This is a genomic window from Microbulbifer sp. MCCC 1A16149 (assembly GCF_050368945.1).
Taxonomy (GTDB): domain Bacteria; phylum Pseudomonadota; class Gammaproteobacteria; order Pseudomonadales; family Cellvibrionaceae; genus Microbulbifer.
On record NZ_CP185959.1, the window covers coordinates 4,354,079 to 4,368,292 of the forward strand.

Here is a 14,214-nt window from a genome sequence, read left to right on the forward strand (position 1 = left end):
TTGCGCAAAGGATACTGATCAATGAGCAAGGCAATCACACCCACTCTTCTCGCTGCCGCTATCGCTGCGACCCTGCCGACGGTGGCCGCCGCCCAGGAGGCTGGCGAGGCAAAACGTAAAACGGCAGTGCTGGAGGAGGTCACCGTCACCGCCCAGAGACGCGCGGAAGGGCTGCAGGATGTGCCGATCTCCGTAGAGGCACTGTCCGGTGAGGGCTTTGAAAGCATTTTTACTGCCGGCGATGACATTCTCGCGCTGGCCGCGCGGGTGCCAAACCTGTACGCGGAATCCTCCAACGGGCGCGCGGCACCGCGATTCTATATTCGCGGCCTGGGCAACTCCGACTTCGATCTCGCCGCGTCGCAGCCGGTTTCGATCATCTTCGATGACGTGGTGCAGGAAAACGTGGTGCTGAAAAGCTTCCCGATCTTCGACGTGGAGCAGGTGGAAGTGGTGCGCGGTCCGCAGGGTACGCTGTTTGGCCGCAACACTACCGCGGGTGTGATCAAGTTCGATAGCCGCAAGCCCACCCAGGAAAACGAAGGTTACGTGAAAGTGGCTGCCGGTGAACTGGGCACCGCCAATATTGAAGGCGCCTTCGGCGGCGCACTGATTGATGACAAACTCGCCGGCCGCGTATCGGTTCTGCGTCAGTCCCGCGGCGACTGGATCGACAACGGTTATACCGGGGAAGGCGATGTCATGGGCGGCTTTACCGAAGTGGCCGCCCGCGGGCAGCTGCTGTGGACGCCGACGGAAGACTTCTCCGCGCTGCTGAATGTGCACCAGCGCGATCTCGACGGTACCGCCAGCGTTTTCCGTGCGAATATCTACGAGCAGGGTGAAAACGGTGAGTTAAACGAAAGCTTCGATCGCGATGCGGTGTACTACGACAGCGGCGACAATAACCCGCAGAAATATGAAAGCGCCGGTTCGTCCCTGAAACTGGAGTGGGATCTGGGCGACATGCTGCTGACCAGCATCTCTGCCTACGAAGGTGCGGACGGTTCCAGTAAAGGGGATATCGACGGCGGCGTGGTAGGCGATGGTCCCGGCTTTATTCCGTTTGACGCGGTTACCGAAGATAAAGCGGATGTATCCCAGCTCACCCAGGAAGTGCGTCTCGCCAGCAACACCAATGATCCGTTGCAATGGCAGCTGGGTGGTTTCTATTACGATGCCGATCTGGATGTGACCAGTATCGATGGCTTCTTCGGTGCTACCACCGTCAGCCATGGCAACACTTCCTGGGCGCTGTTCGGTCAGACCTCCTATGATTTTACCGATGCTCTGACCGGTACCGTGGGCCTGCGTTACACCTACGACGAAAAATCCCTGGTGGTGGGTGAGCAGAACGTGGATGGCTTTGCCGTGGTTATCGGTGCTGCCGGGATCCAGGACTACGACCCGGTAAAGATCGATGATAACCAGCTGAGCTGGGAAGGCAGCCTGAACTACGCACTCAACGATCAGTCCAGCCTGTATGTACGTCTGTCGGAAGGCTTCCGTGCCCAGTCCATTCAGGCCCGCGACGTGGCCTTTGAAGGCAGCCCGTCGGTGGCCGATTCGGAAACCATCACTTCCTTTGAGGTGGGTTACAAGGCCGACCTGCTGGAAGATACCCTGCGCCTCAACACCGCGGTGTTCTTCTACGAGATCGACGATATCCAGCTGACCGCTGTTGGTGGGGGTGGCAACTTCAACCGCCTGCTGAACGCGGATAAAGGTGTGGGCAAGGGCTTCGAGGTAGATCTGGAGTGGGTAGCCACCGAAAATCTGCTGCTGACTGCCGGTGTCGGTTTTGCGGATACCGAAATTCAGGATGCCGACCTGACGACCGCACCCTGTGGTTCCGGGCAGTGTACCGTCACCAATCCGCTCACTACTGATGGCCTGGCAATGATTGACGGTAACCCCTTCCAGTCTGCGCCGGAGAGTGTGTTCAATTTCACCCTGCGCTACGGCGTGCCGGTGGGTAATGATGGCGAGATGTTCTTCTATACCGATTGGGCCTATCAGGGTGAAACCCATCTCGCGCTCTACACCGCGGAAGAGTACACCATCGACAATCAGTTTGAAGGTGGCCTGCGCGCCGGATACACCAGTTTCTCCGGTGACTACGAAGTGGCGCTGTTCGGCCGCAACATCACCGACGAGGAGAACATCAAGGGCCAGATTGATTTCAATAACCTGACCGGCTTCGTCAACGACCCGCGTATTATCGGAGTGGAATTCCGCAAGAACTTCTAATCTTGCAAAAATGGTTCCGTGCAGGCACGACGCAGTGGCCTGTGCGGATGACCATTGAAACATCACATTAACCCGGTAGATTCTTGCTACAAGAATCGTTCACCGGGTTTATTGTTTTTAGAGGCTGGAGTCTGAGTGTGAATATGACTAAGCGATCCAAGTCTGCCATTTATCCTATTTTGGCAATCTTTGCGAGTCTGATGGCAACAACCATTAGTCCCGCAGTCAATGCAGTCGAACCCTGGTTCGAGGATTTCAAGTCCTCCGCCGACGACCGCGAACTCTATCGCTTCCTCTATGCCCTGCCCAAAGGGGGCGATCTGCACAATCATCTCACCGGCTCAAATTTCAGCGAGTGGTGGTACGAGCTGGCTACCAATGAAAAACTCAATGGTGGCTACGAGTATTACACCCGGGTGCGCATCAACAACTGTGCCGGTTACGGTAGTGACATGTTCGGCATGGCGCCCTATCTGATGTATTTCCGCAACCTGCAGGGCTCCAGCTTCGAGGCGCTGTCTGAGTGTGAAAAAAGCGAATACAAAAAAATCGACGCACTGGATGCGCGCGAGAAAGCCGCGTGGATGAACAGCCTGCGGCTGGACAAAGAACATGAGGGACGAGAGGAATTCTTCCAGACCCACTGGCAGCGCCTCAACGACCTCGGCCACAACCCGTATATCAACGCCGAAATGCTGGTGAAGAACATGCAGGCGTTTGCGCGTGAGGGACTCACCTATCTGGAGACCATGGAGGGCACCCGTTTCTATAGTCGCCCCGATGGCAGCGCCTTTACCACGGATGAGGTCGCGGATATTTTCCGCCAGCGACTGGCAGAGCCCGATGCCCTGGCCACTGGCGTTACCGCACGCATGCAGTATTACCTGCTGCGTTTTATCGGCAATGCGGAGGAAGACCTGGAATGGATCTACCGCTATGTTGATCAGAACCGCGACCTGTTTGTGGGCATCAACATGGTGGGCCGCGAAGATAATGACAAGGGCCACCCGCTGCGGTTCCTGCCCACCCTGCGCAAACTGCGTCGGGATATTCCCGGTGTTCCCCTGTCTATCCACGCCGGCGAGGTGGACGAACCCAATCATCATGTCCGCGATACGCTGTTGCTGGGCGCTACCCGTATCGGGCACGGCGTCAACCTGATCAGCGATCCGGATACCATGCTGCTGATGCGCAGCGGCGATTATCTGGTGGAAATCAACCTGATCAGCAATCTCCTGCTGGACTACGTGGACGATTACAGCCAGCACCCGTTTCCGGAGTATCTGCGCATGGGTATACCGGTGGCGTTGTCTACCGATGACCGCGGCATGTGGGATTCCAATATGACCGACGAATACTTTGTCGCCGTGAAGGAGTTCAACCTGTCCTGGGAGGAGTTGACGTCACTGGGCCGCAATTCCCTGCAGCACAGTTTTGTTGATGCGCAAACCAAGCGGGAATTGCTGCAGGACTACGAGCGCCGGCTCGAACGTTTCAAAAAACGTTTCCAGCGTCGCGGTTCAGGCGCGCTCAGTGACGTGGTGCCGCGTAGTCACAGTTTCATCTGTAAAAAATACACGCTGTGCGAGTACTCCACGCCTGCGATGGCCGCGAACTAAATTTTTGATGGAAAACCAAGAGAAAAAATGATGTTGAATAACGCTCTCTCCAAGGGGATGTTTTCTTCCCTGCTGCTGTCCTTATTGGTAGCCGCCGGCTGTGAAAAAAATATTGAAGCACCGACAGAAAAACAGGGCGCGCAAACCCCATCACCGATCCCGGTAAAAGTGGTGGTGGTGAATATGTTTGAAATCGGCGAGGACGAGGGAGATACCGCCGGGGAATTCCAATTGTGGAAGGAACGCCAGAAGCTGAGCCAGCGCTTTCCCTTTCCCCAATCTCACCACGATCTGTTCCTGAACCCGGAAACCGGTGTGCTGGGTATGGTGACCGGTATGGGCACCAACAAATCCGCCTCTGCGGTAATGGCGCTGGGACTGGATCCGCGCTTTGACCTGAGCAAGGCCTACTGGCTGGTGGCCGGAATTTCCGGTTTCGACCCCGCGGACGCTTCCATCGGTTCTGCCGCCTGGGCGGAATGGCTGGTGGACGGCGACCTGATGCACGAGATCGACGGCCGCGAGCTGCCGGAAGACTGGTCCACCGGTAACTTCCCGCTGTTCAGCAAGGGCCCCTACCCGGAGAAGCGCCCGCCGAACCAGGGCGAGGTATTCCAAATCAACGGCGAACTGACCGAATGGGCATTCCAGCTCACCAAAGACATCGATCTTGGCGATGACGAGCACATTGCCGAGGACCGCAAGGCATTTACCGACTTCCCCAATGCGCAGCGCAAGCCGTTCGTGCTCAAGGGCGACAATCTCGCGGGCATGACCTTCTGGCACGGGGACTACCTGAACCAATGGGCCAACGAATGGGTGGATTACTGGAGTGAAGGGCAGGGCAGCTTTGTATCTTCCGCCATGGAAGATACCGGCACCGCACAATCCCTCATTTATCTCGACCGCGCAGGCAAGGCGGATTATGACCGCCTGATGGTACTGCGCACCGCCAGCAACTTCACCGTGCCGCACCCGGGTATGACCGCGGCAGAGAGCCTGCTCAGCGAAGGTGAGAATTACGCCGGCTTGCAGCTGTCGCTGGAAAGCGCTTACCGCGTTGGTAGCCGTGTGGTGGACACCTTGGTCAATGACTGGGGCACCTACAAGGAGCAGATGCCCTACGAGGTGGAAGGCAAATAATCTGCATCGGTTTACCGTCGACCACGGTCGCTATGGTGCCGGGTACCCATTAGCCTGTGATGCCCTCGGTGGCACGGGGTACCTCGCCAGACCCCGTTGATTGACGTAGGTTTTTACCCGCAGATTCCGTGGCCGCAAGTCGCCGTTTGCAACGGGATTGGGTTCAGGCCTTCGCACAGGCGGGCGCTATGCTTATAATGCGCGGCTGAATTGTAGAGGTATGTGGCTAACACACCGGAATCTACGGGCCGCGCAAGGCCTTTAGGGGGATTGGATGAAAGTTGTTTTGAATTTCGTGGCGGCCCTGGCCGTGGTGGCTGGTGCGGCAGTAGCTGTGGCGCAGTCTGTAGATGAACAGATCGCCGAGCGTATCGCGCCGGCCGGCAAGACCTGTATGCAGGGCGACGAGTGTGCCGCAGCGGCGCCGGCAGCCAGTGCCTCTTCCGGTGGTACCCGCAGCGGCAGCGACGTGTATACCGGCCACTGTGCTGCCTGTCATGCGACCGGTGCTGCGGGCGCGCCCAAGTTTGGCGATGCCGCTGCCTGGGCTCCGCGTATCGACAAGGGTATCGATACCCTCTACACCCACGCCATCAACGGCTTCAACGCGATGCCGGCGCGCGGCCTGTGTATGGACTGCAGCGACGATGAAGTGAAGGCCGCTGTTGACCACATGGTGGAAGGCAGCAAGTAAGCGACTGCTTACACCGGTGCAAAAAAGCCGCTCATGGAGCGGCTTTTTTTATGTCTTGAGGGAGGGCGGCGAACAACGAGGTTCATCGCCGCCACTGTCTCTAGTCAAACATGCTCAGCAGCGAGCCCAGGGTTTCTTCCCCCTTGGCCTGATTCTGCTCTGGCGTCGCCTGGCCAAACCCTTCAAAGATGCAGTCTTCCTGCGGCAATTCGTCGAGGAAGCGGCTCGGCGTGGTGTCCTGGTTCTCCCCGAACATCTTGCGTTTGCCCGCCAGGGTCATGGTGAGGGTCTTCTGTGCGCGGGTGATACCCACGTAGGTGAGTCGGCGCTCTTCCTCGATATTGTCGTCTTCGATGCTGTTGCGGTGGGGCAACAGGTTTTCTTCCATACCGATCATGAACACGTGCGGGTACTCGAGACCCTTGGACGCGTGCAGGGTCATCAGGCTGACCTTGTCGGTGGCTTCTTCCTCTTCCTGGCGGTCGAGCATGTCGCGCAGGATCAATTTGGAGATCGCCTGTTCCAGGCGCACGTCCTGCTCCAGCTCGTCGTCGGTGCCCTCCATGGTCTTCATCAGGGAGTCGAGCAGCCAGTAGACGTTCTCCATACGCTTCTCGGCGACCTTTTCGCTGCTGGCGTTCTGGGACAGCCAGCCGGCGTAGTCGATATCGTCGAGCATCTCCCGCAGCGCCGATTCCGGGCTGTTGTCGCGGCAGTTGCGCGCCACGCCCTCGAGCCAGTGGGCGAAGCGGTTCAAGCGCTCATAGCCGGCCTCGGTGATATGTTCCTTGAAACCGATTTCCGTACAGGCGCTCAGCATCGAAACTTCGCGACCCTTCGCGTAGTTGCCGAGCGCCTCCAGGCTGCTGGTACCGATCTGACGGCGCGGGGTGTTGATGATGCGCAGGAACGCGTTGTCGTCATCCGGGTTTACCAGCAGGCGCAGGTAGGACATCACGTCCTTGATTTCCGCGCGCGCGAAGAAGCTGGTACCGCCGGACAGCTGGTAGGGAATCTGGTTTTCCTGCAGCTTCATCTCGATCAGGCGAGCCTGGTGGTTGCCCCGGTAGAGCACCGCAAAGTCCATGAACTGGGCGCCGCGGCGGGCCTTCTGCAGGAAAATCTCGTTGGCAACGCGCTCGGCTTCCTCGTTTTCGTTGGTCACCTTGAGCACGCGGATCTCGTCGCCGAGGCCGCGATCGGACCACAGCGCCTTGTCGAATTCGTGCGGGTTGTGCGCGATCAGGTGGTTGGCCACCTTGAGGATGCGGCTGGTGGAGCGGTAGTTCTGCTCCAGCTTGATCAGGCGCAGGTTGGGGTAGTCCTGCTTCAGCTGGCTCATGTTTTCCGGGCGCGCGCCGCGCCAGGCGTAGATGGACTGGTCGTCGTCGCCCACCACGGTGAGACCGCCGCGGCTGCCGACGAGCAACTTCACCAGCAGATACTGGGAGCTGTTGGTGTCCTGGTACTCATCCACCAACAGATAGCGGATTTTTCTTCTCCAGCGCTGCAGCAGCTCGGGGTCTGTATCGAACAGCTGCACCGGGATCATGATCAGGTCGTCGAAATCCACCGAGTTGTACGCCTTGAGGGCGTCGCAGTAGCGCCCGTAGGCCACCGCCATGGCCTGTTCCCCCGGGCTCTGGGCCATTTCCAGCGCCTTGCGCGGGGAGAGCATGTCGTTCTTCCAGTTGGAAATCTGGTTCTGCACCCGGTCCAGCAGATCGGTGTCCAGGTCGCCGTCGCGCAGCATCAGCTCCTTGATCAGGCCGCGGGCGTCTTCCGAGTCAAAAATCGAAAAGCCGGGTTTGAAGCCGGCGGCGCGGTATTCCTTGCGCAGAATATTCAGGCCCAGGTTGTGGAAGGTGGACACGGTGAGGCCGTGGGACGCCTTGGATTTCTTGCCATCGGGGCCGGTGATCAGCTTGCCAACCCGCTCTTTCATCTCCCGTGCGGCCTTGTTGGTAAAGGTCAGGGCGGCGATATTTCGCGCCTGATAGCCGCATTGTTCGATCAGATAGGCGATTTTTCGCGTAATTACACTGGTCTTGCCGGAGCCGGCACCGGCCAGTACCAGACAGGGGCCGTCGATGTATTTGACTGCTTCCGCCTGGCGCGGGTTGAGTTTGGTCATGGGGTACAGCTGTAGTGGATATGACGGTGAATGACACGAGGGTGCGATTCTATCAGTCGCGCCGCGGGTTGGCTGCGTCTGGCGATTGGATTTATATTGATCAAAGCGACGACGAGATTCCCCACCAGAGGGAACAGCATAAGAACAACCGATAACACAGGTCCGCAACATGAAGACCAACACACCACTCAGCCTGGTGGAGCAATCCCGCGGCGAGAGCGCGTTCGGGCGCCTGATGCACTTCTGGCGCAAGACCCTGGGAATGTCCCAGGAGGAATTGTCGGAGAAGCTCGGTGTGTCCACGCGGCATATCAGCTTCCTCGAGACCGGGCGCTCACAGCCGTCGCGGCTGGTGGCGGCGGCGCTGGCGGACTGTTTCGGGCTCAGCGCCCGCGATCGCGCCTATCTGCTGACGGCTGCGGGCTTCTCTGCGGATCAGTCGGTGTTTGACTCCCCTGAACTGGCGGTGTGGATGAACAAGTCCATGCAGAACGCGATGAGCCGCGCCGAGCCCGAGCCGGCGTTTGCCCTGGACAGCTTCGGACAGGTGATCTCCGTCAACCGCGCCTGGCTGGCGTTCTTCCTGCCGCGGGTGGACCCGGCGCTGTTGCAAGACCCGAACATGTACGAGCTGGTGATGCACCCCAAAGGCCTGCGTCCCCACCTGCACAACGGTATGGCGCTGTCCTGTGGCTTGGCCCTGTACCTGACCATGGAAACCCTGCAGAGCGACAATCCCGCCGGGTGGGAGATGCTGGAACGGCTTGAGGCCGCCGGCGCTATGCCGGAAAACTGGCGTCAACTGGGGAGGCGCCTGGTTCACACCAGCGATTACCCGCTGACACTCAAGACGGAGCAGGGGCTGGTCAACCTGACCGTGTACAACGACACCCTATCTTCCACCTCGCAACTGGTACAGCCGCGCCTGCTGATCGGTCGCATCTATCGCGACGACGGAGAGCGAGTGGTCAGCGACCAGGAGTTGGCAGCGGTACCGGATGACCATCCACTGCTGTACCGGTCGCTAATGCAGGCGGAATGATTACCTGGCAAATAATGGTGACCCGGACTGGCCCCACCTAAGCTCGAAGAGGTAATAACAATAACGAGCTAAAGGCGATGGATCAGACCAACTCCCCGGGCAGCCGCCTGGATACCTCTCACCAGAAACCCGGCCCGGCTAAATCCGGCGGCTGGCGCTGGGGGCCCTTTACCTTCCGCGTCCCCTTCCTGCACCTCAAATTCGTCCCCTCCCAGTTCATACAGGGACTGGTGGTAGCCAGTGGCACCAGCCTGATCATGGCGCCGGTGATGATCGGCTACTTTGGCTTGTCATTTGAGGAAGCGCTGGCACTGTTGCTGTTGGCCAACACGGTGCTGTGTGCGTCGTTTGTGGTATTCGGCGAGCCCTTCGCTCCGGGGATGCTGACCCCGGCCTTCCCGTTGGTACTCACCTTTATCGTCAGCGGCTATCCCGAGGGGCCGGAGCGGTTTCAGGTGATGACCGCGCTGTCGCTGAGTCTGGCGGCCATTGCGTTGGTGTTCAGCCTGTCGGGACTGTCGAAGCGGATGATGCGCGCACTGCCGGTGGCGCTGAAGGCGGGGATCATCTTTGGCGCTGCCATATCCGCCCTCGATCGGGTGTTTATCAAGGATGTGGCGCTGTTCGAGACCCATACCTTCAGTGCCATCACCGCGCTGCTGGTGTCATTGCTGTTCACATTTTCCGCCCCGGTCCAGAACCTGCGTACCCGCTACAAATGGCTGGACAGCGTCTGTTGTCTGGGTCTGTTGCCGGGGTTTGTGGCCGCCGCGGTGGTGGGGGTGCTCGTCGGGGAAATCCAGTTTGATATCCGCTGGGGATTGTTTTTGCCGCCGGTGGCGGAGACCCTGGCCAAGGTGTCGCCGCTGAGTATCGGCTGGCCGCCTGTCTCGATGTATCTGGAGGTGCTGCCGCTGGCGTTTGTGGCCTACGTGATCCTGTTCGGGGATTTTGTTACCGGTACGGAAATGATCCACAGCGCACAAGCGGCGCGGGAAGACGACCCCATCGATACCAATTTCGAGCGCAGCGAAATCGCCGTTGCATTGCGCAATGCCGTTTCCGCGGTATTCGCACCGCTGTTTCCCTACCAGGGGGTGCTGTGGACCGGGGTGCACGCGGTGGTGATCCAGACCTGGCGGCGCGGGCGCGACAAGATGCGCAACCTGCACAGTGGGATCGGCTCTTACTACGGCTTTGGTCTGCCGCTGATCTACCTGTGCTGGCCCTGGATCAGCCTGATCAAGCCGATCATGGCCATCGCCCTGATGCTCACCCTCGCGCTCACCGCCTTCGCCTGTATCATGGTGGCCGCGCCGCTGGTGAAAAAGCCGCTGGAGATGGTCTGCGCCCTGGTGATCGGCTTTATGCTCGCCATGTTCGATGTGTGGACGGCACTGGGCGCAGCGGTGTTCCTGCTCGTCTTTATCAACGGCAACCTGCCGCGCTGGCAGAAAAAGGCCGAATCCTCCGAACAACCCTCACAGGTGGCCCCAGCGGGAGATTGATTTTTACCTTCCGCGAATATTTGTCTATAAAGGCACCTCTCTGAGGTGCCTTTTTTTATTGCCGACTGCCTTTATGAAGCAACCGATTAGCGGCTATCACCGCGACGACGAAGCCCACTGGGTGGCGCAGCTCGCCTGTGGCCACAACCAGCATGTGCGCCATGATCCACCGTGGCAGAATCGTCCCTGGGTCACATCGGTAGCGGGCCGCACCCGGATGTTGGGACTGCAGCTGGAGTGCAAGAAGTGCGATGCAGGTGCGCCCGCCGACGAACAACCGCCCTCACAATTGAGAGAAACTGATTAATGCCAAAAATCTGGGTCGATGCCGACGCCTGCCCCACGGTGATCAAGGAAATCCTGTTTCGCGCCGCCGAGCGCACCGAAACCGAAATGACCCTGGTGGCCAACCAGCATGTACGGGTGCCGCCATCAAAATTCATCCGCGCCATGCAGGTGACGGCCGGCTTTGACGTGGCCGATAACGAAATCGTGCAGCGCTGCAGCGAGGGCGACCTGATCATCACGGCGGATATCCCGCTGGCGTCGGAGGTGATCGACAAGGGCGCCACCGCACTCAACCCCCGTGGGGAAAAATACTCCAAAGCCAATATCCGCGCGCGCCTGAATATGCGCGACTTTATGGAAACCCTGCGCTCCAGCGGTGTCCACACCGGCGGGCCGCCGCCGCTGGGGCAACAAGAACGCAAGGCATTTGCGGATCAGCTGGATCGCTGGCTGGTGCAGGCGAAAAAGTCATAGTTTTATCGTCGTTTTATGTCGCTGCGTATTCCGTATCTGGATAGAGTCCGGGAGTAGAGCGATTTTTTCTCACCGGTGATGGAAGACGTTGGGAAGTATTGTTATGCAAAACATAATGAAGATTTCGGGGCTAGGCGTCCTGATGTTGGCTGCCGATATTGCGCCACTAGCGGCAGAAGAAAAACCGCTGCCACAACTGAAAGCCTACGAAGTCCCCGATTCCTGGCGTACACCCGTAAAGCCACTGCGGATCACCGAGCATGTATGGCAGATCGGCACTCGCGGTTTGACTGCGCTGTTAATCAAAACCGACAGCGGCGCGGTACTGATCGACGGCGGAATGCCGCAGGCAGCAGATCATCTGCTGGCGAATATGCGCACTCTGGGGGTGGCGCCGCGGGATTTGAAATGGATATTACTCAGCCACGGGCACGCCGACCATGCCGGTCCTCTTGCCGCCATCAAGCGCGCGACCGGAGCAAGGGTTGTGGCAAATGCGGAGTCTGCCCACCTGTTGGCCAGTGGCGGTGCCGGTGATATCCATTTCGGTGACGCATTGTTATACCCGTCTGTTACAGTCGATCGCTATGTACAGGATGGGGAAATCATTGCGTTAGGGGACCTGCAGTTTCAGGTGCACTTTGTTCCGGGGCACACACCGGGGAGTATGGCGTGGACCTGGCGTGAGCAGCGTGAGGGTAAAGAACTGGATGTGGCCTACGTGGACAGCCTGACGGCGCCCGGTTACCAGTTGCTGGACAATCCTCGCTACCCGTACATCGTGCGCGATTTTCGCTTGACCCTTGCCAAGGTGCGGGATCTTCCCTGTGAGCTGTTGCTGACGCCGCATCCCGGCGCCAGTGGCTGGAGTTACGGTGATGTCGCGACACAGGAAAAGGTCATGGATTGTCGCGACTATTCCACAGCTGCACAAATTGCACTGGATAAACGCATCGAAAAAGAGCGCCGACAGCAGTGATGCAGTTAATTGAACCTAAAACACAGCGCCTGCAGTTGCGTCAGTGGCGCGAGAGTGACCGCGAGCCGTTTGCCGCGATGAACGCAGATCCGCGCGTGATGGAATTTTTCCCCGCGCTGTTGAACCGCGCAGAAAGCGATGCCGGAATTGATCGCCAGATAACGCACATTGAAAAGCATGGATGGGGATTCTGGGCCGTGGAAACGCTGCGTGAAAAGCAGTTCATCGGCTTTGTCGGTATCAAACATGTCACCGACGATATGCCGTTTGCACCGGCGGTGGAAATCGGCTGGCGGTTAGCGCCGCAAGCCTGGGGGAAAGGTTACGCGACGGAGGCCGCGCGGGTTAGTCTCCGGGTCGGGTTTGAGCAGCTCGCTCTCGAAGAAATCGTATCGTTTACCGTGCCGGGAAATTTTCGATCGCGCGCGGTGATGCAAAAGCTGGGTATGCAACAGAATGAAAATTTTTTGCATCCCGCTTTGCCCGAGGGGCACCCGATGCAGGAACATGTGCTCTATCGACTGAGCTACCGCGATTACCAGGCGGCTATGCCGGCATGACAGTTTTACGATCCAGGTTGCGATAGGCCAGCGCCTCCGCAATTTGTCCGGTACCGATATTTTCCTGTCCGGATAAATCCGCCAGCGTGCGCGCCACTTTCAATACCCGGTGATAACTGCGCGCAGACAAGCCAAGCTTTTCCACCGAGGCGCGCAGCAGGGCGCTTTCCACTTTGCCCAACCGACAGTACTTATCCAGCTCACTACCTTTCAGCTCGCCGTTTATTTTTCCCTGCCGCGCCAGTTGTATGTCCCGCGCGCTACGCACCCGATTGCGCACACTCTCCGAGCTTTCACCCACCGGTGCATCCTGCAACTGGCTGGCACTCATGCTCGCGACTTCCACCTGCATGTCAATGCGGTCCAGCAGGGGGCCGGATAATTTATTACGGTAGCGATCGATCTGGTCCGGGGTGCAGCGGCAACGGGGCTCGCCGAGGTATCCGCACGGGCAGGGATTCATCGCCGCCACCAGCTGGAAGTCCGCGGGGAAGGTGACCTGGGCGCGGGCCCGGGAGATGCGCACCTCGCCGTTCTCCAGAGGCTCGCGCAGTATTTCCAGCGCGGAGCGCGGGAACTCCGGCATTTCATCCAGGAACAGCACACCGCGATGGGCCAGGCTGATTTCCCCCGGGCGGGGATTGCTGCCGCCGCCCACCAGGGCGGTGGGGGAGGCGGAATGGTGCGGGGCGCGGAATGGGCGCTGACGTACGCGATCCAGGCCGGCACTGGAGTAGAGTGCGGCCACCTCGATCAGTTCATTTTCCGCCAGCGGAGGCAGTATGCCGGGCAGGCGGCTGGCCAGCATCGTCTTACCGGTACCGGGCGGACCGTAGAAAAGGAGGTTGTGAGATCCGGCGGCAGCCACCTCCAGCGCGCGTCGCGCCTTCAGCTGCCCGCGCACGTCCGCCAGGTCCGCGCAGATAACCGCTTCCTGTTCCATGTCCTGAACCGCATCTGGCAGCGGTTCGCGACCATGCAGCTGCGCGCAGACCTGTAACAGGGTGGTGGCGGATTTGATGGGTGTTGCGATTAGTGCCGCTTCCCTCGCGGAGTCCGTATCGGTGACCAGGGTGCGGCCGCTGTCGCGACATGCCATGGCGGCGGGCAGGGCGCCCGGGATCGGGCGCAGGCTGCCGGACAGTGCCAGCTCGCCGATGAACTCGTAGTTTTCCAGTGTCTCACCGGGCACCTGCCCGGACGCGGCGAGGATGCCGAGTGCGATAGCGAGATCGTAGCGCCCGCCGGCCTTGGGCAGGTCGGCGGGAGCAAGATTCACGGTAATGCGCCGCTGGGGGAACTCGAAGTGGCTGTTGACGATGGCGCTGCGCACCCGGTCGCGGCTCTCGCGTACCGCTGCCTCCGGCAAGCCGACGATATTGAATGCGGGGAGGCCGTTGGCGAGGTGGGTTTCCACGGTCACCAGCGGCGCCTGAATGCCCAGCTGTGCGCGGGCGTAGGTAATGGATAGGCTCACTTTCTTCCTTGAAAAGCTGTCGTCCCTGAAATTCTGTACGGCTGTG

At 59.4% G+C, this 14,214-nt stretch carries 12 protein-coding genes; 10 read left to right on the forward strand and 2 right to left on the reverse strand.

The window, feature by feature from the left end:
- Positions 1-21: 21 nt before the first annotated feature.
- The 4 genes from ACONT6_RS17990 to ACONT6_RS18005 all read left to right on the forward strand — a co-directional run bounded on the left by ACONT6_RS17990 (position 22) and on the right by ACONT6_RS18005 (position 5,706).
- The gene (locus ACONT6_RS17990) at positions 22-2,250 is read left to right on the forward strand and encodes a TonB-dependent receptor (RefSeq protein ID WP_428819754.1); all 2,229 of its coding nucleotides are present in this window, start codon (positions 22-24) and stop codon (positions 2,248-2,250) included.
- Between the two features lie 200 nt (positions 2,251-2,450).
- A complete protein-coding gene (locus ACONT6_RS17995; protein ID WP_428819755.1) occupies positions 2,451-3,869 on the forward strand; it encodes an adenosine deaminase family protein in 1,419 nt (472 codons plus the stop codon).
- A gap of 27 nt (positions 3,870-3,896) precedes the next feature.
- Complete coding sequence (locus ACONT6_RS18000; protein WP_428819756.1) at positions 3,897-5,012, forward strand: purine nucleoside permease; 1,116 nt, start codon at positions 3,897-3,899, stop codon at positions 5,010-5,012.
- A 274-nt stretch (positions 5,013-5,286) separates the two neighbouring features.
- Entirely contained in the window at positions 5,287-5,706 is a 420-nt protein-coding gene (locus ACONT6_RS18005; RefSeq protein ID WP_428819757.1) for a c-type cytochrome, read from the forward strand.
- A 100-nt stretch (positions 5,707-5,806) separates the two neighbouring features.
- On the opposite strand, the gene rep is transcribed toward ACONT6_RS18005, so the two are convergent.
- Complete coding sequence (gene rep / locus ACONT6_RS18010; RefSeq protein WP_428819758.1) at positions 5,807-7,840, reverse strand: DNA helicase Rep; 2,034 nt, start codon at positions 7,838-7,840, stop codon at positions 5,807-5,809.
- 169 nt (positions 7,841-8,009) lie between these two features.
- On the opposite strand from rep, the gene ACONT6_RS18015 reads away from it, so the two are divergent.
- From ACONT6_RS18015 to ACONT6_RS18040, 6 genes are all read left to right on the forward strand, one after another.
- Entirely contained in the window at positions 8,010-8,882 is an 873-nt protein-coding gene (locus ACONT6_RS18015; RefSeq protein WP_428819759.1) for a helix-turn-helix domain-containing protein, read from the forward strand.
- A gap of 77 nt (positions 8,883-8,959) precedes the next feature.
- The gene (locus ACONT6_RS18020) at positions 8,960-10,390 is read left to right on the forward strand and encodes a hypothetical protein (RefSeq protein WP_428819760.1); all 1,431 of its coding nucleotides are present in this window, start codon (positions 8,960-8,962) and stop codon (positions 10,388-10,390) included.
- Positions 10,391-10,463: 73 nt separating this feature from the next.
- Positions 10,464-10,697 carry a DUF3565 domain-containing protein gene (locus tag ACONT6_RS18025; RefSeq protein WP_428819761.1) on the forward strand — a complete coding sequence of 78 codons (234 nt, stop codon included), beginning with the start codon at positions 10,464-10,466 and terminating at the stop codon, positions 10,695-10,697.
- The gene (locus ACONT6_RS18030) at positions 10,697-11,152 is read left to right on the forward strand and encodes a YaiI/YqxD family protein (RefSeq protein WP_181254667.1); all 456 of its coding nucleotides are present in this window, start codon (positions 10,697-10,699) and stop codon (positions 11,150-11,152) included. Before ACONT6_RS18025 ends, ACONT6_RS18030 begins: the two co-directional genes overlap by 1 nt.
- 115 nt (positions 11,153-11,267) lie before the next feature.
- Positions 11,268-12,131 (forward strand): subclass B3 metallo-beta-lactamase, encoded by an 864-nt coding sequence (gene bla, locus ACONT6_RS18035; RefSeq protein WP_428821529.1) that lies wholly within the window; start codon positions 11,268-11,270, stop codon positions 12,129-12,131.
- Positions 12,131-12,691, forward strand: a complete 561-nt coding sequence (locus ACONT6_RS18040; RefSeq protein ID WP_428819762.1) for a GNAT family N-acetyltransferase — start codon at positions 12,131-12,133, stop codon at positions 12,689-12,691. Before bla ends, ACONT6_RS18040 begins: the two co-directional genes overlap by 1 nt.
- On the opposite strand, the gene ACONT6_RS18045 is transcribed toward ACONT6_RS18040, so the two are convergent.
- Positions 12,678-14,168, reverse strand: a complete 1,491-nt coding sequence (locus ACONT6_RS18045) for a YifB family Mg chelatase-like AAA ATPase (protein WP_428819763.1) — start codon at positions 14,166-14,168, stop codon at positions 12,678-12,680. The genes ACONT6_RS18040 and ACONT6_RS18045 overlap by 14 nt on opposite strands.
- Positions 14,169-14,214 lie beyond the last annotated feature (46 nt).